This is a genomic window from Pedobacter sp. A2324 (assembly GCF_059693705.1).
In genome coordinates this window covers 48,254-69,847 of record NZ_JCASSK010000001.1, presented here as the reverse complement: position 1 = coordinate 69,847, position 21,594 = coordinate 48,254, and the positions used below count along the sequence as shown (strand labels likewise).

Sequence of the window (21,594 nt, the reverse complement as noted above, 5' to 3'; positions counted from 1 at the left end):
CTAACCAAAATTGGTAGCAATTGGTTTTACCTTTCGAGGATTTGCGGCAGTGGAAGCATTGCGTACTCGAATGATCAAACAATCAGACTGGCCCACTTGTTGAAACCACTATGTCAAGGAGAAAGCAGATCAGATCAAAGGACCAGTTCGATGCAGCATTGGAACTGGAAAAGTCTGGCGATACCGGGGGTGCGATGAAACTTTACCAAAAGGCAACCGTAACAGATCCCGCCAATCACCATGCCTGGAACAGGCTGATGATAATCTACCGAAAGACCAGATCTAGGGAAGATGAAGTAAAACTGATCAAGCTTGCCATCTCCAGCTACCAGGGCGCACTACATAGCAAACAGGAGGAATGGGCAAAGCAGAACAGCGAAAAGGCAGAAAGCACACGTGAACTTGCCCGGGTACTAGGTCTGCTCGAACCCACCGGACTTCCAAAAAATGACGACACTACTATAGAAAAATGGCAGACCAGGTTGTACCTGCTGGAATACCGGATCAAGAATGCCAGGAAAACAAAGCCTGCGAAAAAGAAACCAAAAGCTGTAATGCCTAAGCCGAAAACGGCACTCCCCAAAGCAAAACAAAAACCGAAAAGAACCACTACAAAGCCAGGAACAAAAAAATAATCACTGCGGTAGATTTTTTAGTGTTAAGATATCCTATGCGAAAACATGGCATTCACCCACTCATCCTGGTTAAAGTTTTGCATATCAGTTTGTCGGCCCACCATCGGCCTGTGGTATCATGTATAATGCCTGCATTAGCCGAATCGATTCGCTGAGCAAAAGTGCTTAATGATGCTGCTCCCAGCAGCAACGTTAATGAAAATACCATGCCGAACGCGAATAGAGGACGTCCAAAAATCTGTTTCATAGTTTTAATTTCCATCAAAACTATAATCTATATATGTAGAAATTCTGTAGTTCGGGCTTGGTACTAAAAAATGATCGAAAAATAATGCCATCCAGCATCCTCCCTATAATCAATCTGATAACCATAGAGGTTGCATACCTGCCTGGTAATGGCCAGGCCTAATCCCATTCCTTCCGATTCAGATGATTTGGAGAAACGGTCGAACAGCCTCGTTTTATTGTCAAGCGCCTTTCCAGTGTTGGCGATCACGAGCCGGGATGCAGAAAGTTTCACGGCGATACTTCCACCCTTGATATTGTGCCTAACGGCATTGCTGAACAAATTGTTCAATAGTATATCGGCAAGATACCTGCTCATAACGGTCGTTTTTTCCTCCATTCTGATTTCTACAGTTAGTCCATCGCGTTCGAAAAATTCCTGAAACTGCCTTATCTTCTGCGAGATCAGCTCTTTCAGATGAACTTGTTGAACGTCAGAAATCAGGTTATTCTCTATTCTAGCCAGTAAAAGTAAAGACTGGTGAAGTCTGGAAAGCCGTCCGGTCGCGTGGTAGATATCCTCCAGAAGCGTACCCTGCTCAGCGGTAAAGTCATCCGTCTGAAGCAATGAATCAAGCTTTGAATTGATCACTGCCAACGGCGTCATCATTTCATGTGAGGCATTATCGGTAAAGCTTTTCAGCTCTTTGTAATCCTGCCTTACCCGCGCAGCCATAGCATTGGCAGATTGATTAAGCTCCTCAAACTCGTCAATGCGGCTGGGTTCCGGACCAACAAGCTCCATCCTGGTCACCTCGAAATTCTTCATTCTTTTAAGGATATTGTAAAAAGGTTGCCAAAGCCTTTTGAGGAAAAACCTGTTGATCAAAAAAAGCGTTCCTAATAGCACAATGGTAACCGCCAGTGTAATCATCAGGATTACCCGAACCAAATTTTCTGACTCTACTCTGGACTTGATGATGGTGACTAATATGGTTTTCCCTTTAAGATTGACCGTGGTCAGCAACATCCTTCCCGGCTCCTCTTCTTTCTCCTTAGGGTTGTAGTAGGTGGTATAGCTAAAATCCCTGATCGCAGGACTATCCACTGTCGAAGGATGGTAAGATACCTGCTGATCGAGGTAAGTCGCAGGCAGGGGAAGTTCATGGAAGGTATTCGTATACTGACGAATCTCATTTTCTTCCACCGCAAGATCCCTATCGAGTTTATTGGTGAGGATGAGGTGTATAAAAAAATAATAGATAACCCCGGTAATCACCAATATGATCATAGAGGTGATGATATTTACCCTGTTGTAATGCGCTGATAGCTTCATGTGTCAGAGAATTTATACCCAATTCCATATACAGAGCGCAAATAATCACGCGCACCAGCCTCTGCAAACTTTTTTTTCAGGTTTTTAACATGGGTATAGATAAAATCAAAGTCATCCGACAAATCGATTTGATCTCCCCACAAGTGCTCTACCATGGCATTTTTTGTCACTACTTTATTTTTATTGGATAGAAAGTAAACCAGCAGATCAAATTCCTTCCTTGTTAGTACGATAGGCTTTTCATTAATTATAACTTTCATAGCTGCCACATCAATTTTCACTTCATTGAAAATGATGATGTTACCTCCATCAAAGTTTTTACGACGTACGATAGCGCTCACCCTGGATTTAAGTTCCGAAAGATGGAATGGCTTGACCAAATAATCATCTGCTCCCATATCAAGCCCCGATAGCCTGTCGTTAAGAGAGTGCCGTGCGGAAATTATCAGCACACCGTCTTTTTTATTCATTTCCTTTATTCTTGACAGCAGTTGAAGTCCATCACCTCCTGGTAACCCAAGATCTAACAGAATGCAATCATAAGTATAAAGTTCTATTTTCCCGGTTGCTGAATTGAAGTCGGCCGCATGTTCGCAAACATTCCCCTCCCCCTTAAAATAAGACAAAATACTTTCTGCCAATGCAGGCTCATCTTCGATAACTAATATTTTCATTGATGCAATTGTACATTCAAAAATAGGTAATAATTATTTTTGTAAAGCTATCCGGTTTCATGGCTTCTGGATCGTAAAATAACAATAGATGATTTAGTTGGCCATATTTACAATCGTAATATTGCAATATAGAACTATGGAAATTACCAGGACAGAAATTTTACGCAGTAAAATGCATTCAACTGTGATCTGCGTTCCATTGGGCGAATATTTATCCACATTGCTAATCAGGCTTTTCGCTTTGCTCCAAAGCCAGTTCGGAGATTCGGAGTACATCAAGTTCCATACTCAGATGTTCAATTTTTTCCAGGGCTTTAAACTCCAGTCTTCTGCTCTCTGAAAGCTCCGCTATCCTGGCAATTTTATCAGTAACATTGTGCGCATGCTGGATGATATACTGTATCTCTCCGTGCTCGTCCAGCACCGGATTGTGGCTGGGCTCCCAATAACGGGTGATAAATTTGCCCGGACGGGAAACATCAGGTACATCATAGCGTTGAATGTTCATTGTGTGCGGCTTTTTGGTTCGCAAAACTTCCTGCAATTAGGCATTGATGTTTCTGACCCCGTCTGCATCAGGAAGGTCAGGATTATCCGGAAACGCTTCGAATATGTGCTTACCAACAATAGATTCCCTTGAGGTTTTCGTTGCGTCCAGGAAAAGATCACTAGCGGTAAGAATCATGAGCGATGGAGAGATTACCAGGTACATGCTCGGTACCGTTTCCAAAGTTTTAAGCGGGTCTTGTGGTGGCAGCGATCTTCTTTCGTTCATGAGTCGAGTAGTTAAACAAATGTAAAAAAAAACACTACATACTCACTTTTTACTACACATTACCTATACTGCTTTTTGTAAAGCTATCCAGTTTTTGAACTTTCCGTGTTGATCCCTATGTGGATCCAAAAAATGACTAATGAGCATCATAATTGAATTTGTGTACACCTTAACTATTTCACAACAGTCACTTCGAGTTCAACTTGTAAAGTTTCAAACAAACTGGTCACTTCAAGTACCGTGCTGGCTTGTTTTATATTATGTTTTGCTATCCAATCCTGAAACACATCAAAATTGGGGAAAAGTGCAGCAGAATCGGTAGTATAAATATTCAGACGAACAATATTTCTCAATTCATAATCCGCCTGAGCTACTATTTTTTCTACATTCCGGATAGCTAATGTTAACTGCCTTCTCATATCAGCATCGCTGGAAACACCGTTTTCATCGATAGCGGTTTGTCCGGAAACATAAAGTGTACCCGTAACCTGTTTCGCTTCTACAGCCTGAACATAACTTCGGGCATCCTGCCATTTCCATGGGTTTATAATTTGCTTTACCATATCTGATTATTATTATTTCATACAAAACTCGAAATAATGAATCAGGGCAACCTGTGACAAATATCACAAAATGATTTTAACGTGAAAATCTACTCAAAGTTTCCCTTGAAACGCCCATGTAAGATGCCAACATCCCTTTGGGTACCCTTTGAATTAACGATGGACTATTACGCTGCAATTGTTCGAAACGTTCTTTTGCATTTGAAGTGAGAAAAGATAATATCCGTCGCTGGGAGCCTATATGGCCACCTATTGATTTTTGCAAAAAGAAATATTGCATTTTGCCCGATTGCTTACAAAGCTCGTGGAAACTTTTTAACGAAACACCATAAACTACAGTGTTTTCAATGCACTCTAACGAGAGTGTAGCAGTCCTTTCAGCATAGTAGGCTTCAAAATCTGTTTCCCACCAATCTTCCATGGCAAATGAAACAATGTGAGCATTGGCATCCCGATCCGTAAACACTAATTTTACCAATCCAGATAGGATAAAGTATAAATCTTGAACCGCTTTACCTTCCTGAATAATGTGCTGGTTTTTTGGGAAATATTGCACTTTAAAATGACCTTTGATGGCCATAAATTCGTCGTCGGAAAGCAATACCACTTTTTCTATATGCTTTCTTAATTGCAGTTCAGATGCATCCATCATTCAATTTATGCCAGGTGTAGATTCAGGAAAAACTTATCTTCCAGTGATTACTTTTCGATGCGCCAAGCCCCAATCTGATAGATTATTGATAATTGTTTTTAAAGAAAGGCCATACTCCGTAAGTTCATATTGTACGGTTATAGGCTGTGTACTCAACACCGTTCTGCTCACCAATTTATTTATTTCCAATTCTTTTAACTCCTTACTGAGCATTTTATTTGATATTCCCTTCACATCATTCAGAACATCAGAAAACCTGCGCTTGTTATAATAACAAATGGAGGTTAATATAGAAATTTTCCACTTTCCGCTAAGAATGTCCATAGCATCATGAACGGCCATAATTTTCTTGTTGTGATCAACTTCTTTTTTATTTTCTACTAACATCAGTTACCTGGTTACCCGAAAGTTACTATTACTTTCCGTTACAAAGTAACTAAAATAAATCTAATCAGTATAAATTTGTCGTCGAATCATAAATGAAAAGATCATGAATTTTAAAAATAAAAATGTGGTAATTACCGGTGGCACGACCGGAATTGGACTAGCTACAGCTGTAGCCTTTATCGACGCAGAAGCTACCGTATGGATTACCGGACGAAATGAGGCAAACCTTAAAAAAGCAGCTGCAGAAATCAATAGCTCAAACTTAAAGACAGTGGTTTCAGACACTTCCAAACTGAATGAAATCGCTGTTTTAGAAAATGTTATCGTTGAAAGCGGCCAAAAGATCGATGTATTATTCCTGAATGCAGGAATAGGAACATTTAAAGGAATTGAGCAAATGACTGAAGACGATTTCGATTCGCAATTCAACACGAATGTGAAAGGGCATTTCTTTACCCTGCAAAAACTAATTCCTCACCTGGTTGATGGGGCTTCGGTAATCTTTACTTCCTCTACTGCAGCTACGTCTGCCAATGCGGGTACCAGTGTATACTCAGCTACCAAAGGTGCATTAAATAAAATTGCTCAGGTTGCAGCTAATGAATTGGTGGCAAGAAAAATCCGTGTAAATGTAGTAAGTCCTGGATCGACAGCCACTCCAGGACTATCCAGTGTGCTTTCGGATGATGCTAAACAATATGCTGCCAGTGTTACCGCCTTAAATAGATTGGGCGAACCTTCTGAAATTGCAAAAACAGTTTTATTTCTCGCCTCAGATGCTGCCAGTTTTATCAATGGAACAGAGCTTGTAGTAGATGGTGGCTACCTCAACTATGCCACTAAATAATGCGTTGAACAATAAATAATTAAAAGGAACGGCATTTGTCGTTCCTTTTTTGTTAACAAAAAAAGCCAGTAACTTTTATCAAATTACTGGCTTTCAATGCAGCTTAAAGGCTATACGCAATACCTGAACTATTTGGCAGCGCCAAATTTACTAACAGGAAGATAAACTGCAGGATCGCGTTGGATATTCATATCAAAAAGTAACCGCTCCCACTCCAGTACAAACGGTTTTTTCATTTGCACATTCATAAAGTGTTCAATATTATCGTTCCATACTTCATACACCAAATACTCTTCTTCTTTCTGTAAATTTTGATGCAGAATAGAACTTACAAAGTTTTCTTCTCCTTCTATAATCGCAAATAATTTAAGTAGTTCTTCTTTAAATTGAAGGTGATTTTCTTTTGTGGCGGTGAACTTAATCATTAAAGTGAATTGTTCCATTTTTTCTGTTATAAATACGGTTAGCGCTAATAATGCTTAATCTTTCCGGGGATAAATATTCTTTTAATTTCCCCCCAAAATTAGGCAATCTCTATTTACTTTTTTAACAAAGTATCCAAAAGTAACAGTAACTTTCGGGTCACTAGATAACCTCATAGTTACTTGAAAAAAGTAACAAATAAATATCCCTATTTTAAGACCATCTTGCCTCCTATAAATTACCAGCGAAAAACGAGGATATTATTGGAAAGACGCTCTAAATTTTTGATGCGATTGATTGGTCTTTGCCTTAAACAATTTGCTAAATTACTCCGGATGTTCGAAGCCAAATTCGTAAGCCATGTCACTGATAGAGAGAGAAGTCAGCAAGAGTTTTTCTTTCGCTTTTTCAGTCATTTTTTGCGATCCGGCAAGTTCCTTAAGCTTGAATTTTGGCTGAGCACATTTGAGCCATTTCAGCAGGGTATCGATCCGGCCATTAATGCCATTGATGTTGTATTAAAATTGTAAGATCAAAAGCTAAAAAACACCAGGTATACATCAATTTATTTTACTAATACATATATATATATCGTTAAACGTCCCTAACTGTAAAGGGAAACCCGTATCAGACCTACTGAGGTCAAAATTCAGCATTATTCTACTGATGCTTTTACTTTAAAAAAATCCTAGTTCGAATAGAGTTTAAGCAAGCGCATAGTACGATTTTTCAATAGAATCAATTAGTATATACTTAGATTCTCCTAAATGGGTTAGGTTAAAAAAACCTGATCGGATAATCATTTCAAAGCTGCAAGATTGATAGCCACCAGCGATTGTTTAGTTAAAATAATCTCAAATGTCACCAACGCTCCCCGGCGGAAAGTGTTTTCAAACTCATTGCCGTAGAAAAAGATATGTTGATTGTTGCTGTCCCTGATCAAACCTACCCTGGCTGGTTTGTTGTACGATAAAATTTGACCTGTTCTCATGATTTTGTGATGATTTAATTAGCGATGACTATTTTGATTTGACTTAGTAATTGATTGAGGGCCGGCTCATCGGGTAAGGGCATGCGGAGGTTGGGCGATGAGCGGAATTTTTAATATCGAATTATCTTCTACCGTGCAGTTGGAAATCGTTAGATGTGGCGACCACTTCGTGATCAGGTTTGTTATCCCCTTGCAAAAAGCCTGATTATTGGTAACCTGGTAGACAAATAAATCGCCACCGGCCTCAAAAACCATCAATGCAAAGCGTTTTTCATCACCGAAAAACACAATGAATTCAATCTGATCGCGGAGCAACCTCGCCAGTTCCAGGCCATTAAAATCGTTTTCGGTCAGGCCGATAATGAGCATATCCGGAACAAAAGCAATGGCGATCAGGGTGTAAGTTTTTATTTTATACTTCCACTTGAAAAACAATAGAGACAAAATAACCAGATATGATAGAAGAAGTGCTTTATACAGGGAAACGAGTGGTGGTAATAGGTACTTCAGTAGGTGGGCTGAACGCACTCAAGATAATTTTAGGGGGACTTCCTGATAACTTCGAGGCTCCTATCTTAATTGTCCAGCATGTTTCAGCCGATACCGCAGCCAGTATTATGGCCAATGTCCTCGCCAAATCCTGTAAGCTTCCCTGTCAGGTTGCGATAAATGGAGATCAATTAAAGGCTGGTTACGTATACATTGCACCTTCCGACCATCACCTGATGATCAGTGATAACAGGAATATACTCATCTCGAAAGGTGCTCAGGAAAACGAGTTCAGGCCGGCCATTGATGCGCTGTTCAGATCGGCTGCAGTAGTATTTACTAACCGGGTGATTGGCGTATTGCTAACCGGTTATTTAGATGATGGCACGGCGGGGATGACTGCAATACACAGATGTGGCGGGCTTTGCATTGTGCAGGACCCCGAAGAGGCTGAATACCCGGATATGCCGCTTAATGTACTCAATCAGATTGATGTTGAATACTGCGTCAGACTTGAGGAAATCCCGTCGCTATTGTTAACCCTGGTAAAAAGAGAAAATCCAAACAGTGCGACGGTTCCAAAAGAGCTTATTGTTGAGGCAAAGATTGCCAGGCGGGTATTGAGCGACATTCCTGCAGTAAACGCATTGGGCGATATTTCTCCTTTTAATTGTCCGGGATGCGGAGGGGTTCTATGGAAAATTGATGAGGAAGGCACACTTCGCCCGGTGTTTTACCGGACATGCTTATTCTGCTGCTGCGCTGCTGGAAGAGCAAAACCTAAAACTTGAGGAAACCATGTGGATTGCCTTGCGCATGTTTGAAGAACGCAAAAACCTGCTAACCACAATAGCCAGAGAACAAAAAGGGGCTCATGCAAAGTCTGCACAAGAAAGAGCAGACGGATCGCAGGTACATATCGACAGGATAAGGGCAATTTTAAATCGTGAATAAATAAGCTATCATTTTAAGGCATTGCCTACATGAGTCTACTCATGGTTTGTTCCCCAATATCGCTAACTAAGTATAGAAGCGTACAGGGGGTTGTGCTTTGGTTTCACACCGGAAAGATTCAAATCATAAAGCGCTGCAGCACGCGCAAATTGCAGGAAATCGTCTATGTGGCCGGCGAATAGTTTAGAATTTTAGGGTTAAGATATTCTATGTGAAGACATAGCATCCACCCACTCATCCTGTTTACATCTGGGGCATTGATTCGCAGTATCAAGGAACATAACGTTGGCACAGTTTGTACAGGCGTATAAACCTGGAACCGCAATGTGTTTAGACTTTTTTGCAAAAGCCTTTGGAAAAACCGGCAGACCAGGCTTTACTTCATCTTTTTCATAATATAAAAAACTCACCTGCCCATTGGTTTCCAGCACTGCTGTCCTGATCTGGCCAATGTGTTCTACACTTTGCACACGCATTTCAGAGAAAAATTCATCCCGTGCAAAATTCGCATCTCCGTCCTCTGCCATTGTAAACATTCCATCTTCAATAATATATTGAGGAACACCCTCAAGGATGTTTTCTACTTTCTGATTTTTAACTGCGAAGTACGTGATCAAACGGTATGTCAACAAGATGACAAGAAAAACGATCAAAGATGGTAAAATAGCTGCTTCGCCGCTCAACATTGGGTCCCCGGCAGCAGATCCCAAGGCAATAATAATCGCAATTTCAAATATACTAAGCTGCCTTACCCCCTTCTTTCCTGTCGACCTGAGAAAAACCAATATCATGGTGAACATAATAACGGTACGTAATCCAATTTCCAGCGCCATAGCCCCATCAAGACCGTTCAAAAAAATACTACTCCAATCCATATATCAGGGGCTAAGGTTTTAAAAAGCTTTGCTAATCAACCAACAATAAATGCAATCGTTTGTTTTTGATCCTGTTATCGTACCATTTTCCGTTTTGGCGGGCGCTACTTCCATTTTATGAGCGATATTTTAAAATTGGCGGCAGTTATGATCCACCGCCATGGAGTTGGTTAGTTCAAAGCAGGGGCTAATGGCCAGTCAACAGGGATATCTGTCAAAGCGTGTAAATAGTTAGTGATAATTTTGTCACCGATCACGATAGTTACATCAATCAGGCTTTCTTCAGTATAACCAGCTGCAAAAAAGTTTTCTAAAACTTCAGCAGCTACATGACCACGATTTTCAGTTGTAGCCTTTACGAATTTGGCTAAAGCATCTAATTTAGGATCAAACCCTATAATAGCTTTGCGGATGTCCAGGATCTGCTCATCAGTAAAACCATTCATTTTCGCGAATTGAGTATGAGCACTGAGACAGTATGCGCAGGCATTTACCTGGCTAACCACTAAATTGATAACTTCACGCTCTTTCGATCGAATAGACGACTTTCTGTTTTGTAGTGTCAGGTAATCACTTAGTGCATTTTCAGAATGAGCGAATATTGCAAATAAATTAGGTACCAAACCTACCATGCCTTGTAAATTATCGAATATACCCTGATTAGCTGATGATACTTGTTCTCTGGTTGGAATTGGGAAATTTTTCATGATTTGTATATGTATTAATTGTTTGAAATTGTACTATACAAAGGTGCGGGTATGAACATGCCCGGCGAATAGAGATACTTCCCGTTGTGATGTAATATTTGCCTTTGGCAAATATTTAAATGTTGGGGTCCGGGCGCAGGGGGCTTATTGTCCAGGTAGATGGGTGAATTTGGCATTTCGAAAATCAGACGGTGCATAGCCGGTATGCTTTTTGAAAAGATTACTAAAATAAGCCGCGTCATCATAGCCCAATTCGTAGCTGATCTCCTTTGCTGACTTATCCGTATACATTAGCAATCTTTTTGCTTCCAGTATAATTCTTTCCTGTATTACAGCCAAAGGCGACTTATGATTGTATAAAGCAAAGTAGTTAGCGAGTGTTTTGGGTGATTTATTTAACTGGTCGGCATAAAATTGTACCGTGTGTTGTTTGCGGTAATTATTCTCCACCATGAGATTATATTTACGCAAAACATCAAGTTTGTCATCGGTTAATGTATGCTCCTTTAGATATTGCTTTTTTGCCAGGCGGGTTATAATAATAATAAGCCGCTTAAGCAGCATTTGTAACATATCCCGCTGTATTGCATCAGTATCTTCAAACTCATCAATAAATACGGGCAACAGCATGTTTAATTTTTTTTGTTGCTGCTCATCCAGTTTAATAAACATCGTTTCAACAGAACCGTAAAATAAAAAGCCAACGCAGCTTACTTCTTTATCATGATCTACTATACAATAAAAGTTCCTGTTATACTGCCAGGCAGTAATTTGTCCGGGCTTATCAAATGTAAAAGTCTGATTAACCATTAATGGCAATACAGTTTGAGATGGGAATGCATAACTAATACCATCGATGGTAACAGTTTGTTCGGGCCCGTTATTCCAGGCAATTGTTAAAAATTTGTTTTGGCGATCCCGCTGAAAGTATAGCCTGTCGAATTTAGCTTCATGGGTTATCAGGTGTAGTTCTCCAGCAGTGATAGGATCTATGTAATCAAACTTCATGGATTAGTGCAGACGTTTATGTAAATATAACCAGAGTATTTTATTATTTCACCTGTTGTTAAACTGGATTTATGGGCTGCATCGGTTTACCATTGAATATCACAAAACTTACAGTTTTCCTGGCCTCCGAAGATGCCGGATGGGTAATTGAATGAAGAATCACGGTTTTTCGAGGTTTATTGCAATAATAAAGCAACTTCAAGTCTACAGCGATTACAAGCTGGTAAGGCTTTAAAATAACGTAAGAGCAGCATAGCTATGCTAAACTGCCTGTTATAATTGTTATTGTGTTCATTGAACAAAATGAACAAGATCTGAGATAGAAAATACTCCGTTGATTCTCGAAACCAAACGCGATGAAACTACTTCTATTTTCGATTTCTCTATTACTCGTCTCGATAACTGCCTATTCGCAAACCGGGTGCAGACGTACAGCTACCGGCATAGCATATACATCACAATTGTTCGATGGCAGCTACAACTTCAGTGGACCTTCATTTGATGCATCTAAAATGTGTCTTCCTGTTAACGACAATGGTGTCCCGTGCACGATACGCATACCATTTACACCGACAACATACCCAGGTGTTCTTGGAAATTACAACGTACTTAATTGCAATATGGACCATTCGGATTTAATGTTCCTTGCAATCGCAATTAATGCTATATGCATGATAAGAATAGTCAAGAAAGAAAGTAGCCGAAACAGTCTCCGTGAGGTTAGGTAAATGAGAACAATGAACAATCTATCATCCTGGGTATTTGGGCTGGAGATTAGCCAGCCATTCTCGAATGCCATTTTACCGTTTTGTAATTTTGGATTTACGGGCAATCCTTTATGACATAGCTTCACAGGATTTACACCAACCAATTCGGTAAACTTTTCATGACTGATATCTTCAAACCCCCAAATACAAAATTGTAGATTTACTTTATGCTTTTTCGCAAGTATCTTGCTAAAACAAGACAACAAAAGTTTCCGGCTTCCCGTTTATTAAAACATAACGACTAACCGCCAATCAACACTGTAGGGAAACCCAATGCTACTGTCCCACCGTGAGCAGTGCTGTCGCCCATCCTCACCGCTGGTTTTCCGCAAATTAATACTGTTGCAGATCCCTGAACCAGCGTATCCGGTGGCCCGACGCAAACCGCAGCATCCCCCACGACTGCGGCAGGGAGTCCACCAATCAATACTCCAGGCGTGCCGGGTCCAATTATCGGACCGCCTACATGTGGAACAGGGACGTCCCCCGGCGTTATCATCGAACATATATGCAAATCAGTTATTCTAGCTGCAGGCTTTCCCATCATATGATCAGTTAATATTAATTAAAGCGCCTTTCAATACCATCTGTCCCGAAGAACTCAATTCCGCGCTCGCATTTCCTGAGGCCCGCAAACCCATGGCCGCCTGCTGACGAATATTTAACGCATCGATATCAACATCTGCATCAGCATTCAGCATCACATTCACACCAGCATCTATCTTAATGCTGCCCTTAGCCGATAAGTGTAGGTCTTTCACGCTCAATATCGCAATACCCTCCGTCCCGGTTGAAATCACATTACCATGCTGATCCCTGATTTCCGTTTTTTTATTCCCATCATCAAGCCTGAGCGAATTACCTCCTGGGGTACGGATCGTAATGACCTTTTCCTTATCGTCAAATGAAATTTCCAGCTGCGCCCGGGTAACGATCGACTTTACCGAATTGTTGACGTCATCAGCCTCAGCATATGGTTTTTTAGAGGGACTGTACAGGGATCCCAGCACAACAGGATGAGCAGGATCACCATCAAAAAATCCGACCACCACCTCATCACCCACCTCAGGAAGAAACCGGGCACCTGCACTCGCCGTGGCATAAAAGTTCGATACCCTCGCCCAGGTCCCTTGCTGTACTTCGACGCCCGAGTTCAGCCTTAGCTGAATCCGGTATAATGAACTGGGATCTTCATGCAGCTTCATTACCGTAGCAAGCTGCAGTCCATTGATACCTTTAGGTTCCGCGGCAGACTCAACATTAACATGCCTCCCGTGAACAAAATCAGAAATATCTAATCCAAATCCCACACTAGTCACCCAATTCCCACCGCTGATGGAATGAGTAACCGAAGACACAAAAGCCTGGCCATTATAATGTTTGCCAACACCATAAAGTTCAATCAGTTTCCCCAGACTCACCAGACTACTCCCCTGAAAACTCACCTTCCCTTTCATTGCAAAAAGGCTGAGATTAAGCCCGGGTTCTTCAGCAATTTCATTGACAGTGGCCAGCGCCCCGATGTCCCATGCCGCGGCCTTTATTCCAGGATCCTGCAGTCCGGCATCCAGCTCAGCGGTAAAGCTAAAAATCGATTCACCCATCACCAGCCGCAATACAGGCTCTCCCGCCAGATCAGGGGGCGCAACCCTTACTTCATCACCTCTTTCACAGGATACCAGAAAACCTAACGCTGACGCACTTGAGCATATAAAAGCCCAGTCTGTCATCCCACGCTGATGCAAAGTTTCCAGCTTAAAAGCGGTTTCCGTAACACTTGCTTTCAGGCCATTTTTTTCAATCACCTTCGAAACGATGCTACTGTCAGCCAATCCCGCAAATTCCGTATTCCTGGAACTTAAGCTCATCCGTACCGCCCTTTGCTTGCAGCTCAGCCTGAACGTACTGGCAATTTCAGCCGATACCTCAATCCCCTGTTTTACGATTACTCCCATGAACACCGGAGTGATATCGTTCTCCCCGTAACCCGCCAGGATTTCGATATCGTTTCCCGGAAGAAAAATATCATTGTCGCCAAATGCCGGGTTTTGAGTATCCAGCGCAGCGTCAGAGAATGAAATTTCCGCATAAGAAATGCTGTTGAATGCATGACCAACTTCTATAGCCAGCGGAGTATACTGATCTTGTAGCACAGATCCGTTAATTTTTAACACCACGGAAAAGGTGAGCGGGGAAATTTCAGATGAAGGTTTAACAGCCATTTTATATTGTGATCAAAAATTAAGACGATCTATTGGTTTATCGCGTAAAAGTTAAGCATTTTCGTGAAACCCTCATAGTAGTTTTGGCAGCGAAAACACATCAAAACGCCATTGAAACTAAAGCACTCACTAAAAGCCTGTCCACAGTTTTATGATATTGTGTATATTTAGCAATCTAATGTTATAGAACTCGACGTTATTATGATCAATCTAAATTATACGCCCACAGAAAGATTAAAAATTCCCGGAGCAGTTAACCGGGTGAACTACATTGTAAACGCTTGCAAGGATAAAAATATATTAGACTTAGGATGTTTTGACGAAACCGCGTTAGTCAAAGAAGAATCAGTAAACTATTTGTTCAAAAGAATTTCGGATGTTTCCGCTTCTCACATCGGGGTCGACAATTCCAGTTTGCTTCCGGCAGAAGGACTGAGTTTCGGAGAGCAGGTCAAAATTGTGAGAGGAGATGTATATGATTTGGAAAAATTGGAGTTGAAGAAATATCATTTTGACTTGGTAGTGGCAGGAGAATTGATCGAACATCTTCCTGATACCCTCAGGTTTTTCAGGAATATGAAACGCGATTTTCAAGGAAAACGCCTGATCTGCTCAACCCCCAATTCTACCTCTCTGTCTAACATGCTTTTGTCGCTATTCAAGCGCGAATCATGCCATATTGACCACTATCAAATTTATTCATTTAAAACGTTAAACACCCTATGCAGGTCTGCTGGCTTTACAAGTTGGCATATCATTCCATATCATGTGAAATACACGGAAATGATAATGAATGCGCGGGGTTTGAAGCGCCAGTTGGTAAAAGTTGCGGAAAAAACCATCAATACTGCAGAAAACCTTTTTCCTATGACTGCGGGAGGCTATATTGTCGACATAGAGATTTGAAATAACAAGCACGTACACTTTTATAATTTTGTGTAACATTTTAAATTAGGGCTAATGCAAACGTTCTCTTTTGATTCATTCCTTGAAACTTATCAGCTTCATCATTCACCCGGGGGCCCTATTAAACAACATGATGCAAATTTCGCAGAGCATGGACAAATCTTTCTGAGCCTTTTAGAGCTCGGACTTTTCGAAACCTATGAATACCTGTATCAGGAATGCCGAAATTCCGCCGACTTCAAAAGATGGATCATCGATAAAAAAGGTGAGGCAATTTTTCAAAAAGCACAAAAAAAGTTTGGTGAATTTTTGTCTAGTCAGATCGATTTTGAAAATCAAAATGGTTTACTATCCGCTGATCAGCACCTATTTTGGGAACAACATGGCTATCTTCAAATAGAAGGCATGATACCTGACAATGACTGCGATGCGGTAGTAAGTTTGATTTCAACTACTCTGGGAATTAATCTTCATGACCAAAGTACCTGGTATGAACCTCATGAAAAGCTGCAAGGCCTAATGCTGCAGCTCTATCAAGGCAAAGCTATAGAACAGATCAGAAATAATGATAAAGTGAAGGCGGCTTTTTCAGATTTGTACAAAAGAGGGAGCCTCCTGCCCAATTGTGAAAAAGTAAGTTATAACCCACCGGTTACCGAACACTTTAAATTTAAAGGAAGTCCGCTACACTGGGATTTCGATTTTGCTACAGGTCCAGAATATCGTATTCAAGGACTGGTATATCTCAACGATGTACCCGCAAACCGTGGAGCCTTCACCATAGTTCCGGGCTTTCATCACCAAATAGGTGACTTTTTAAAGCAATACGCAGATGTAGAAATGGCCATGAAGGCTTTACGGGGTAAGGGGCTGGAAAAACCGCTCGCTGGTAAGAAGGGAGATCTCATTGTCTGGCTTGAATCTTTGCCACATGCAGCTAGTCCAAATTATTCAACTTTGCCACGCTTTGTTCAATACGTCAGTTTCACCCTTTTTTAATCTAAAAACGATCGGAATATCACATACGTATTCGTATCAGGAGAAATACTTAAAAGTAGCATATATCGAAATAAACCTTAAAATTTATAATTAATTATAGTATTTTTAGTAAATTTACCTCACATAAAACATGATAAACTTTTAACGCTCAACCATCCCATTAACGCTAATGAAACTTATTGGATTTTCGATATTCGGCTTGCTTTTAGGCCAATTTGCCATTGCTCAGACTGTTGTTAACGGCAAAAACAGTAACCCAATTTTAACATCTGTACCTTTTTTAAATATCACCCCAGATGCCAGATCAGGTGGAATGGGTGATGCAGGTGTCGCTTTATCTCCGAGTACCTTTGATACTTATTGGAACCCCTCTAAAATGGCCTTTTTAGACGAGGAAAACCATGCTTCCCTTTCTTACACACCTTGGTTAAGAAATATTGCACCTGATGTTAATATGGCGTACCTTAACTATGCCAGGCGAATCAATGACCGAACGGCTATTGGAGCATCATTTAACTATTTCAATCAGGGTCGTGTTACCGCTTATGACGGGAACGAAGTTTATCTGGGCGCCTATCAGCCGAATGAATTCTCTGTTGATTTTTCAGTAGCCAGAAAGCTTGGAACAAATTTTTCAATGGGCGTTACCGCGAAATATATCTACTCAAATATTATTGGAAGCAGCGCCTCAATAGCTGGTGCGGCCGGCCATTCAGCCAGCGCCTTTGCTGCCGGAGTATCTTTGTATTACAGTCACCCCATACAGCAATTTGGTAAAGAGGGCCGATTCTCCTTTGGAACAAACCTTTCGGATATTGGAACAAAAATGAATTACTATGATAATGGCATTAATTATTTCCTCCCAACCAATTTGAAAATCGGCGTTGCAGACGAATTCAAAATAGACGAACAAAGCAAATTTACGCTTACACTTGACCTGAACAAACTTCTGGTTCCTACGCCCCCTTTGCAAGATGCAAACAAGGTTATTGTTGCAGGAAGAGACGACAACAGTCAGTCTATCGTTTCGGGGATCTTCGGTTCTTTCGGCGATGCTCCCGGGGGAGCTTCAGAAGAATTTAAGGAGATAAGTTATGCTGCAGGGGCCGAATACAAATATGACGAGAAATTTGCACTTCGCGGGGGTTATTTCTATGAAAACCCTTATAAAGGAAATCGCAGGTATGCTACTTTGGGAGCGGGGTACCGTTATCAAAATCTGATGCTTGATTTTTCTTATCTTATAGCTACCGACCGGAATAATCCGTTAAACAATACCGTTAGGTTTACACTAAGTGCTAATTTTGGAAAAAAACGCTATTAGAAAACTGATCAGCCTTAAACAGATTTCAAAATTTTAGTTAGGCCATGTTCAAAAATTTCACATCTTTATCGGTTAACTGCGTCAATTAATTTTAGTGTAAATCCCCGCAAAATAGAAAGGGCGTCCTCAAACGATAAATTTGATGTATTGATTTCCAGCGCAGCATTGTGTGGCACCTCAAAAATGTCGTTTATCCCCGTCAGGTTGTTCACTTTATCTGGATGTCCTTCCGGCAAAAATGACCTGTTGTAAAGACCTTTAGTATCGCGTTTGATCAATACTTCTATTTCACACTTTAGGTACACCAGAAAAGCATTCCCGAATTTACCGAACAACATTTGCCTGCCTTCGTGATATGGATTTATAGCTGCAATAATGATCACATCAAAATCTGGTATTAAAGAAATGGCCAACTCACCGAGCCTTCTGATGTTTTCGATCCGGTCGGCGCGGGAGAAAGCAAGATCAGCGCATAGCGTTTTTCTATACTCATCGCCATCAATCACTTTTATCTTCAAATAAGGCACCTGCTGAACCAGGGCATTGGCCAGCGTAGTTTTACCAGCGCCTGACATACCGGTTATTTGTATAATTAATCCCATATCGGCTACAGCGTATTAAGCAATTCCTGATAGGCTTCTTCAGCTATCGGGTAATAGCCGGCATTGAATACAGCATCTCCGGCGAAAGGCTGATCGGGATGTTTGCTGTGCGTTTTAAACCTCCTCTTCATTTCAATGGAAACTAGTGGCGAAGCATTTGTAGCTAGTAAGAACGATTCGACCATCTCCATTGCGTCCCCTTTGAAGTTAAAGAAATAATTTTTTGGGTGATTCAAAGCACGTACATGCTTTAATTTTTTATAGAAGTTCGCCAACACACAGGCACTGAAATAATTGAAATCCTGATAATGGCTTTCCGTTATTTCCACTTCCAGTAGCCGCTCAGAAATCATTTTCGGAACCATATGTATGCCACGCCGCTGATGATGAGAGGCAATAACGGGTTTAGGATCTCTTAAAATAAAGAAGAACGGCGTCCCCGGATATAACGCCCGCAACCGATCGTAGAAATGAATGTGCCAGCTATCGAGTTTGAAGTACAAATTCTGCTGATTATCTCTGCGTTTATTGCCCAGAATGGAAATCAGCTGCTTTAAGGCAAGATTGATTTGTTCATCGCTTAGCGACATGTCTTTTTGCCGCGCACAAAGCAACTGATCAATAATCGGGGCCTCAGGATATACAATATTGCCTTTATCGATTGAAAGAGACTGAGACAGTAGAGTAGAGCCACATCTTGAAACGTGGAAAATAAATGCAGTTGGACTGATGGGACTGACCTGTTCTGACCAAAGACTGATGCAATCCAGTGAAGACGTACTTCTGAATCTTGACCTGTTGAACATTTCGGACCTGCAAATTGAAATGGTTTCATCAAAGAAAGGCTCATTGATATGGTGGTCACCAAGATCCAACCAATTAACCAACCATTCGCCTTCTATGAATTGAAGCGCATAAGGGATCCAGTTTCGGAGTTCATTCATTTAATTGTTTGCGAAGATCGGAAATAAGTGCCAGGGAACCAGGCGTTCCTATTAGCGCTAACTCATCAATTATATGTTTCAAGGTTTCAGGATCATATTGCTTTTTCTTTTCTGCTAGTTCAAAGCCTTCGGCAGTAAAAAACTGATCTGACCATTTGTTCCTTAAACCATCGATAACAAGGTGGCATCTGAGCTCAGTACCATGATTTAGTACACTATGAGACTGATCGAAATCGATATACCACAGTGATCCCTCGTCAAGGAATAGTTCTTCTCCATTCACTGTGAAGCGGACGCCTGGATTCGTTTTTATGGGTAAATGCAGTCTGAAACTACCATCTGAATAATTACATCCGTTATCACGGTGTGGAAGAATTTCAGCGCCTGGATGTAACGCCATCAGACGAATAGCCTCTTTTTCAAATTTCAGACCGTCGATGATTGATTTGATGTAGGGTAATTTAGCCATGAGTGGAGTATCAACATAGCGATCAGCTCCAAAATGAGCCTTGATATCCTCTGATTTCCCGCTTTGTGAACGCAATGAAATGCTTTCCCATTTCCCGTGATAATCTTTGGTATTAAAATGGGATTGCCAGCTGTGTTCAGTGGCTGTTGAGAGCTCCTGCTGTAGAAGCGCAGTATCGTATTGACGATTAAATCGAAGATAATCTGGCAATGATTATAGTAGGTTATATGGTTTGGAAATTCAGCTATTAAAGTAAAAAGGCCATCTCTTTAAGATGGCCTTTACTATATCTTAGTTTCGTGAAGGAAAAATACCTTCTATCGCGATAATGTAATTCATGGCGATGTAAGGTTGCATATTGTTGTGTGGAGCACTTCCCCCAGCTGGGCTAACCGCTGTAGCAGCCATAATGCCGTTTGCAGGTTTCGACGAGTAGATATTGGTCCCTGACCCTGTAAGCGGATCATTAGTGTCGGCTAAAACTGCCCCAGTAGGGCTTGTCGAATCGGCTTCCCCTGCTGTTGTATTAGCTCCTAAAGAGTGAGTATGAGAAGGAATTTGACTTAAACTTAAAGTAACTGTTTCGGCTCCTCCTTTGTTACCTAATACGTAGTTGGTACCTGTAGCGGCAACACCTTGTTGAACAGGAACTAAACCAGTAAGGTTGGGTAACTGAAAAGTGTTTATCCCATCACCACCATATGTAACACCAAGAATAGAAAATAGAGCAGCGTTCGTTCTGATCTGAAGCGTTTGACCTTGACAAAATGCCCAACCCCGTGGAGCAAAGTTGCCTGCGAACATAATTATTTGACCAAGTATAGGATCCATGATTAGTTGTTTTAGATGATTATTTGAAGTTGTTTTTTAATTTATATTAATCGAAGTAAGGAGCCGATACTGGACTCCGGTATTTGTTTGTTGCATTAGAATTCCTATCGTATCACCTGCGGATACAGCTAAGGTACCAACTGCCGAAGCGCTTGAGTTAGAACCAACTGTTCCATTAACACCTAAGTTAACCGTTAATCCGGTATTGACGCCATTTATGACAATTGTGGCTGTTACTGTCGTAGCTGCTCCCGCAGCAACTGGACTAGCAAAAATTCTGAAATTACTTAACAAGCCGTTTTTTGGAACCATCATCGCGGTGAGATAAAAATTCGTTGTATTTATCGCTGCGCCTGAATATCCTGAAACTGGCAGATAAGAATTAAGTGCTGTCTGGATAAGAGTATTGGCTGTAAGAATTCCCGCTCCGGTTCCTGCAGCACCTGTAGCTCCCGTAGCTCCAACTAAACCCGTTGCACCTGTGACACCCTGGATACCCTGAGCGCCTGTAGCACCGACCGCTCCAGTTGCTCCAGTCGAACCGTTTGCACCAGTAGCTCCAGTAGCACCCGTTGCTCCGGTCGAACCGTTTGCACCAGTGGCTCCTGTGACACCCTGGATACCCTGAGCGCCTGTAGCACCGACCGCTCCAGTTGCACCAGTCGCTCCTGTTACACCAGCAATACCTTGAATACCCTGGGCACCTGTAGCCCCAGTCGCCCCGTTTGCACCAACTGCGCCTGTTACACCAGCAATACCTTGAGCACCCGTTGCTCCGGTCGAACCGTTTGCACCAACTGCGCCTGTAGCACCTGTCGATCCATTAGCACCCGTTGCTCCGGTCGAACCGTTTGCACCAGTAGCGCCTGTTACACCAGCAATACCTTGAGCACCTGTGGCACCAGTCGCTCCGTTTGCACCAACTGCGCCTGTAGCACCTGTCGATCCATTAGCACCCGTTGCTCCGGTCGAACCGTTTGCACCAGTAG

General features: G+C 41.5%; 30 protein-coding genes. 8 read left to right on the top strand and 22 right to left on the bottom strand.

Annotation, left to right across the window (positions count from 1 at the left end; genetic code table 11):
• Positions 1 to 110: 110 nt before the first annotated feature.
• Positions 111 to 635: a hypothetical protein gene (locus tag AC570I_RS00355; protein ID WP_497403298.1), complete on the top strand. Its 525-nt coding sequence runs from the start codon at positions 111 to 113 to the stop codon at positions 633 to 635.
• Positions 636 to 687: 52 nt separating this feature from the next.
• Here AC570I_RS00355 and AC570I_RS00350 read toward each other — a convergent pair whose 3' ends face one another.
• From AC570I_RS00350 to AC570I_RS00315, 8 genes are all read right to left on the bottom strand, one after another.
• Positions 688 to 882 (bottom strand): hypothetical protein, encoded by a 195-nt coding sequence (locus AC570I_RS00350; protein WP_497403296.1) that lies wholly within the window; start codon positions 880 to 882, stop codon positions 688 to 690.
• A 63-nt stretch (positions 883 to 945) separates the two neighbouring features.
• Positions 946 to 2,196, bottom strand: coding sequence for a sensor histidine kinase (locus tag AC570I_RS00345; RefSeq protein ID WP_497403294.1), 1,251 nt, complete (start codon positions 2,194 to 2,196; stop codon positions 946 to 948).
• Entirely contained in the window at positions 2,193 to 2,870 is a 678-nt protein-coding gene (locus AC570I_RS00340) for a response regulator transcription factor (protein WP_497403292.1), read from the bottom strand. The genes AC570I_RS00345 and AC570I_RS00340 overlap by 4 nt, the downstream gene beginning before the upstream one ends.
• 223 nt (positions 2,871 to 3,093) lie before the next feature.
• A complete protein-coding gene (locus AC570I_RS00335) occupies positions 3,094 to 3,378 on the bottom strand; it encodes a hypothetical protein (RefSeq protein WP_497403290.1) in 285 nt (94 codons plus the stop codon).
• Positions 3,379 to 3,414: 36 nt separating this feature from the next.
• Positions 3,415 to 3,645 carry a hypothetical protein gene (locus AC570I_RS00330; RefSeq protein ID WP_497403288.1) on the bottom strand — a complete coding sequence of 77 codons (231 nt, stop codon included), beginning with the start codon at positions 3,643 to 3,645 and terminating at the stop codon, positions 3,415 to 3,417.
• Positions 3,646 to 3,818: 173 nt separating this feature from the next.
• Positions 3,819 to 4,208, bottom strand: a complete 390-nt coding sequence (locus tag AC570I_RS00325; protein ID WP_497403286.1) for a RidA family protein — start codon at positions 4,206 to 4,208, stop codon at positions 3,819 to 3,821.
• A 76-nt stretch (positions 4,209 to 4,284) separates the two neighbouring features.
• Positions 4,285 to 4,860 carry a Crp/Fnr family transcriptional regulator gene (locus AC570I_RS00320; RefSeq protein ID WP_497403284.1) on the bottom strand — a complete coding sequence of 192 codons (576 nt, stop codon included), beginning with the start codon at positions 4,858 to 4,860 and terminating at the stop codon, positions 4,285 to 4,287.
• 33 nt (positions 4,861 to 4,893) lie between these two features.
• Positions 4,894 to 5,247, bottom strand: a complete 354-nt coding sequence (locus tag AC570I_RS00315; RefSeq protein ID WP_497403282.1) for a winged helix-turn-helix transcriptional regulator — start codon at positions 5,245 to 5,247, stop codon at positions 4,894 to 4,896.
• 103 nt (positions 5,248 to 5,350) lie between these two features.
• Here AC570I_RS00315 and AC570I_RS00310 point away from each other — a divergent pair, with 103 nt between their 5' ends.
• On the top strand, positions 5,351 to 6,094 hold the full coding sequence (locus AC570I_RS00310; RefSeq protein ID WP_497403280.1) for an SDR family oxidoreductase: 744 nt from the start codon (positions 5,351 to 5,353) through the stop codon (positions 6,092 to 6,094).
• Positions 6,095 to 6,222: 128 nt separating this feature from the next.
• Here AC570I_RS00310 and AC570I_RS00305 read toward each other — a convergent pair whose 3' ends face one another.
• Positions 6,223 to 6,537, bottom strand: a complete 315-nt coding sequence (locus tag AC570I_RS00305; protein ID WP_497403278.1) for an antibiotic biosynthesis monooxygenase — start codon at positions 6,535 to 6,537, stop codon at positions 6,223 to 6,225.
• A gap of 315 nt (positions 6,538 to 6,852) precedes the next feature.
• Between AC570I_RS00305 and AC570I_RS00300 the strand changes: the two genes are divergently transcribed.
• Positions 6,853 to 7,047 carry a hypothetical protein gene (locus AC570I_RS00300; protein ID WP_497403276.1) on the top strand — a complete coding sequence of 65 codons (195 nt, stop codon included), beginning with the start codon at positions 6,853 to 6,855 and terminating at the stop codon, positions 7,045 to 7,047.
• Between the two features lie 269 nt (positions 7,048 to 7,316).
• Here the strand turns inward: AC570I_RS00300 and AC570I_RS00295 are convergent, their stop codons facing one another.
• Together AC570I_RS00295 and AC570I_RS00290 are read right to left on the bottom strand one after the other, a co-directional pair.
• Positions 7,317 to 7,508 (bottom strand): hypothetical protein, encoded by a 192-nt coding sequence (locus AC570I_RS00295; RefSeq protein WP_497403274.1) that lies wholly within the window; start codon positions 7,506 to 7,508, stop codon positions 7,317 to 7,319.
• 66 nt (positions 7,509 to 7,574) lie between these two features.
• Entirely contained in the window at positions 7,575 to 7,952 is a 378-nt protein-coding gene (locus tag AC570I_RS00290; RefSeq protein ID WP_497403272.1) for a hypothetical protein, read from the bottom strand.
• Positions 7,953 to 7,963: 11 nt separating this feature from the next.
• Between AC570I_RS00290 and AC570I_RS00285 the strand changes: the two genes are divergently transcribed.
• A complete protein-coding gene (locus tag AC570I_RS00285) occupies positions 7,964 to 8,788 on the top strand; it encodes a chemotaxis protein CheB (protein WP_497403270.1) in 825 nt (274 codons plus the stop codon).
• Positions 8,789 to 8,795: 7 nt separating this feature from the next.
• Positions 8,796 to 8,951 carry a hypothetical protein gene (locus AC570I_RS00280; protein WP_497403268.1) on the top strand — a complete coding sequence of 52 codons (156 nt, stop codon included), beginning with the start codon at positions 8,796 to 8,798 and terminating at the stop codon, positions 8,949 to 8,951.
• A gap of 197 nt (positions 8,952 to 9,148) precedes the next feature.
• Here the strand turns inward: AC570I_RS00280 and AC570I_RS00275 are convergent, their stop codons facing one another.
• From AC570I_RS00275 to AC570I_RS00250, 6 genes are all read right to left on the bottom strand, one after another.
• On the bottom strand, positions 9,149 to 9,826 hold the full coding sequence (locus tag AC570I_RS00275; protein ID WP_497403266.1) for a DUF421 domain-containing protein: 678 nt from the start codon (positions 9,824 to 9,826) through the stop codon (positions 9,149 to 9,151).
• Positions 9,827 to 9,996: 170 nt separating this feature from the next.
• Positions 9,997 to 10,533, bottom strand: a complete 537-nt coding sequence (locus AC570I_RS00270) for a carboxymuconolactone decarboxylase family protein (protein WP_497403264.1) — start codon at positions 10,531 to 10,533, stop codon at positions 9,997 to 9,999.
• A 144-nt stretch (positions 10,534 to 10,677) separates the two neighbouring features.
• The gene (locus tag AC570I_RS00265) at positions 10,678 to 11,541 is read right to left on the bottom strand and encodes a helix-turn-helix domain-containing protein (protein ID WP_497403262.1); all 864 of its coding nucleotides are present in this window, start codon (positions 11,539 to 11,541) and stop codon (positions 10,678 to 10,680) included.
• 598 nt (positions 11,542 to 12,139) lie between these two features.
• Positions 12,140 to 12,511 carry a DUF4279 domain-containing protein gene (locus AC570I_RS00260; protein WP_497403260.1) on the bottom strand — a complete coding sequence of 124 codons (372 nt, stop codon included), beginning with the start codon at positions 12,509 to 12,511 and terminating at the stop codon, positions 12,140 to 12,142.
• 38 nt (positions 12,512 to 12,549) lie between these two features.
• Positions 12,550 to 12,807 (bottom strand): PAAR domain-containing protein, encoded by a 258-nt coding sequence (locus AC570I_RS00255; protein ID WP_497403257.1) that lies wholly within the window; start codon positions 12,805 to 12,807, stop codon positions 12,550 to 12,552.
• 52 nt (positions 12,808 to 12,859) lie between these two features.
• Positions 12,860 to 14,530 carry a phage baseplate assembly protein V gene (locus AC570I_RS00250; protein ID WP_497403255.1) on the bottom strand — a complete coding sequence of 557 codons (1,671 nt, stop codon included), beginning with the start codon at positions 14,528 to 14,530 and terminating at the stop codon, positions 12,860 to 12,862.
• A gap of 201 nt (positions 14,531 to 14,731) precedes the next feature.
• Here AC570I_RS00250 and AC570I_RS00245 point away from each other — a divergent pair, with 201 nt between their 5' ends.
• The 3 genes from AC570I_RS00245 (at position 14,732) to porV (ending at position 17,759) form a co-directional block, all read left to right on the top strand.
• Positions 14,732 to 15,436, top strand: a complete 705-nt coding sequence (locus tag AC570I_RS00245) for a class I SAM-dependent methyltransferase (protein WP_497403252.1) — start codon at positions 14,732 to 14,734, stop codon at positions 15,434 to 15,436.
• A 54-nt stretch (positions 15,437 to 15,490) separates the two neighbouring features.
• Positions 15,491 to 16,435 (top strand): phytanoyl-CoA dioxygenase family protein, encoded by a 945-nt coding sequence (locus AC570I_RS00240; RefSeq protein WP_497403250.1) that lies wholly within the window; start codon positions 15,491 to 15,493, stop codon positions 16,433 to 16,435.
• 169 nt (positions 16,436 to 16,604) lie between these two features.
• Positions 16,605 to 17,759 carry a type IX secretion system outer membrane channel protein PorV gene (porV, locus tag AC570I_RS00235; RefSeq protein WP_497403248.1) on the top strand — a complete coding sequence of 385 codons (1,155 nt, stop codon included), beginning with the start codon at positions 16,605 to 16,607 and terminating at the stop codon, positions 17,757 to 17,759.
• A 65-nt stretch (positions 17,760 to 17,824) separates the two neighbouring features.
• Here porV and AC570I_RS00230 read toward each other — a convergent pair whose 3' ends face one another.
• The 5 genes from AC570I_RS00230 to AC570I_RS00210 all read right to left on the bottom strand — a co-directional run.
• The gene (locus AC570I_RS00230) at positions 17,825 to 18,361 is read right to left on the bottom strand and encodes an adenylyl-sulfate kinase (protein WP_497403246.1); all 537 of its coding nucleotides are present in this window, start codon (positions 18,359 to 18,361) and stop codon (positions 17,825 to 17,827) included.
• 5 nt (positions 18,362 to 18,366) lie between these two features.
• On the bottom strand, positions 18,367 to 19,305 hold the full coding sequence (locus tag AC570I_RS00225; RefSeq protein ID WP_497403243.1) for a hypothetical protein: 939 nt from the start codon (positions 19,303 to 19,305) through the stop codon (positions 18,367 to 18,369).
• Positions 19,298 to 19,984 carry an aspartyl/asparaginyl beta-hydroxylase domain-containing protein gene (locus tag AC570I_RS00220; RefSeq protein WP_497403239.1) on the bottom strand — a complete coding sequence of 229 codons (687 nt, stop codon included), beginning with the start codon at positions 19,982 to 19,984 and terminating at the stop codon, positions 19,298 to 19,300. Before AC570I_RS00220 ends, AC570I_RS00225 begins: the two co-directional genes overlap by 8 nt.
• 81 nt (positions 19,985 to 20,065) lie before the next feature.
• Positions 20,066 to 20,605 carry a phage tail protein gene (locus AC570I_RS00215; protein ID WP_497403237.1) on the bottom strand — a complete coding sequence of 180 codons (540 nt, stop codon included), beginning with the start codon at positions 20,603 to 20,605 and terminating at the stop codon, positions 20,066 to 20,068.
• 36 nt (positions 20,606 to 20,641) lie between these two features.
• Positions 20,642 to 21,594, bottom strand: a 953-nt coding sequence (locus AC570I_RS00210; protein WP_497403234.1) for a hypothetical protein, incomplete at its 5' end; no start/stop codon positions are given.

Excerpts from the sequence above, each read along its gene's own strand:
- AC570I_RS00355 (WP_497403298.1), top strand. The coding sequence starts at position 111 with ATGTCAAGGAGAAAGCAGATCAGATCAAAGGACCAGTTCGATGCAGCA.
- AC570I_RS00350 (WP_497403296.1), bottom strand. The coding sequence starts at position 882 with ATGAAACAGATTTTTGGACGTCCTCTATTCGCGTTCGGCATGGTATTT.
- AC570I_RS00345 (WP_497403294.1), bottom strand. The coding sequence starts at position 2,196 with ATGAAGCTATCAGCGCATTACAACAGGGTAAATATCATCACCTCTATG.
- AC570I_RS00340 (WP_497403292.1), bottom strand. The coding sequence starts at position 2,870 with ATGAAAATATTAGTTATCGAAGATGAGCCTGCATTGGCAGAAAGTATT.
- AC570I_RS00335 (WP_497403290.1), bottom strand. The coding sequence starts at position 3,378 with ATGAACATTCAACGCTATGATGTACCTGATGTTTCCCGTCCGGGCAAA.
- AC570I_RS00330 (WP_497403288.1), bottom strand. The coding sequence starts at position 3,645 with ATGAACGAAAGAAGATCGCTGCCACCACAAGACCCGCTTAAAACTTTG.
- AC570I_RS00325 (WP_497403286.1), bottom strand. The coding sequence starts at position 4,208 with ATGGTAAAGCAAATTATAAACCCATGGAAATGGCAGGATGCCCGAAGT.
- AC570I_RS00320 (WP_497403284.1), bottom strand. The coding sequence starts at position 4,860 with ATGATGGATGCATCTGAACTGCAATTAAGAAAGCATATAGAAAAAGTG.
- AC570I_RS00315 (WP_497403282.1), bottom strand. The coding sequence starts at position 5,247 with ATGTTAGTAGAAAATAAAAAAGAAGTTGATCACAACAAGAAAATTATG.
- AC570I_RS00310 (WP_497403280.1), top strand. The coding sequence starts at position 5,351 with ATGAATTTTAAAAATAAAAATGTGGTAATTACCGGTGGCACGACCGGA.
- AC570I_RS00305 (WP_497403278.1), bottom strand. The coding sequence starts at position 6,537 with ATGGAACAATTCACTTTAATGATTAAGTTCACCGCCACAAAAGAAAAT.
- AC570I_RS00300 (WP_497403276.1), top strand. The coding sequence starts at position 6,853 with ATGTTCGAAGCCAAATTCGTAAGCCATGTCACTGATAGAGAGAGAAGT.
- AC570I_RS00295 (WP_497403274.1), bottom strand. The coding sequence starts at position 7,508 with ATGAGAACAGGTCAAATTTTATCGTACAACAAACCAGCCAGGGTAGGT.
- AC570I_RS00285 (WP_497403270.1), top strand. The coding sequence starts at position 7,964 with ATGATAGAAGAAGTGCTTTATACAGGGAAACGAGTGGTGGTAATAGGT.
- AC570I_RS00280 (WP_497403268.1), top strand. The coding sequence starts at position 8,796 with ATGTGGATTGCCTTGCGCATGTTTGAAGAACGCAAAAACCTGCTAACC.
- AC570I_RS00275 (WP_497403266.1), bottom strand. The coding sequence starts at position 9,826 with ATGGATTGGAGTAGTATTTTTTTGAACGGTCTTGATGGGGCTATGGCG.
- AC570I_RS00270 (WP_497403264.1), bottom strand. The coding sequence starts at position 10,533 with ATGAAAAATTTCCCAATTCCAACCAGAGAACAAGTATCATCAGCTAAT.
- AC570I_RS00265 (WP_497403262.1), bottom strand. The coding sequence starts at position 11,541 with ATGAAGTTTGATTACATAGATCCTATCACTGCTGGAGAACTACACCTG.
- AC570I_RS00255 (WP_497403257.1), bottom strand. The coding sequence starts at position 12,807 with ATGATAACGCCGGGGGACGTCCCTGTTCCACATGTAGGCGGTCCGATA.
- AC570I_RS00250 (WP_497403255.1), bottom strand. The coding sequence starts at position 14,530 with ATGGCTGTTAAACCTTCATCTGAAATTTCCCCGCTCACCTTTTCCGTG.
- AC570I_RS00245 (WP_497403252.1), top strand. The coding sequence starts at position 14,732 with ATGATCAATCTAAATTATACGCCCACAGAAAGATTAAAAATTCCCGGA.
- AC570I_RS00240 (WP_497403250.1), top strand. The coding sequence starts at position 15,491 with ATGCAAACGTTCTCTTTTGATTCATTCCTTGAAACTTATCAGCTTCAT.
- porV (WP_497403248.1), top strand. The coding sequence starts at position 16,605 with ATGAAACTTATTGGATTTTCGATATTCGGCTTGCTTTTAGGCCAATTT.
- AC570I_RS00230 (WP_497403246.1), bottom strand. The coding sequence starts at position 18,361 with ATGGGATTAATTATACAAATAACCGGTATGTCAGGCGCTGGTAAAACT.
- AC570I_RS00225 (WP_497403243.1), bottom strand. The coding sequence starts at position 19,305 with ATGAATGAACTCCGAAACTGGATCCCTTATGCGCTTCAATTCATAGAA.
- AC570I_RS00215 (WP_497403237.1), bottom strand. The coding sequence starts at position 20,605 with ATGGATCCTATACTTGGTCAAATAATTATGTTCGCAGGCAACTTTGCT.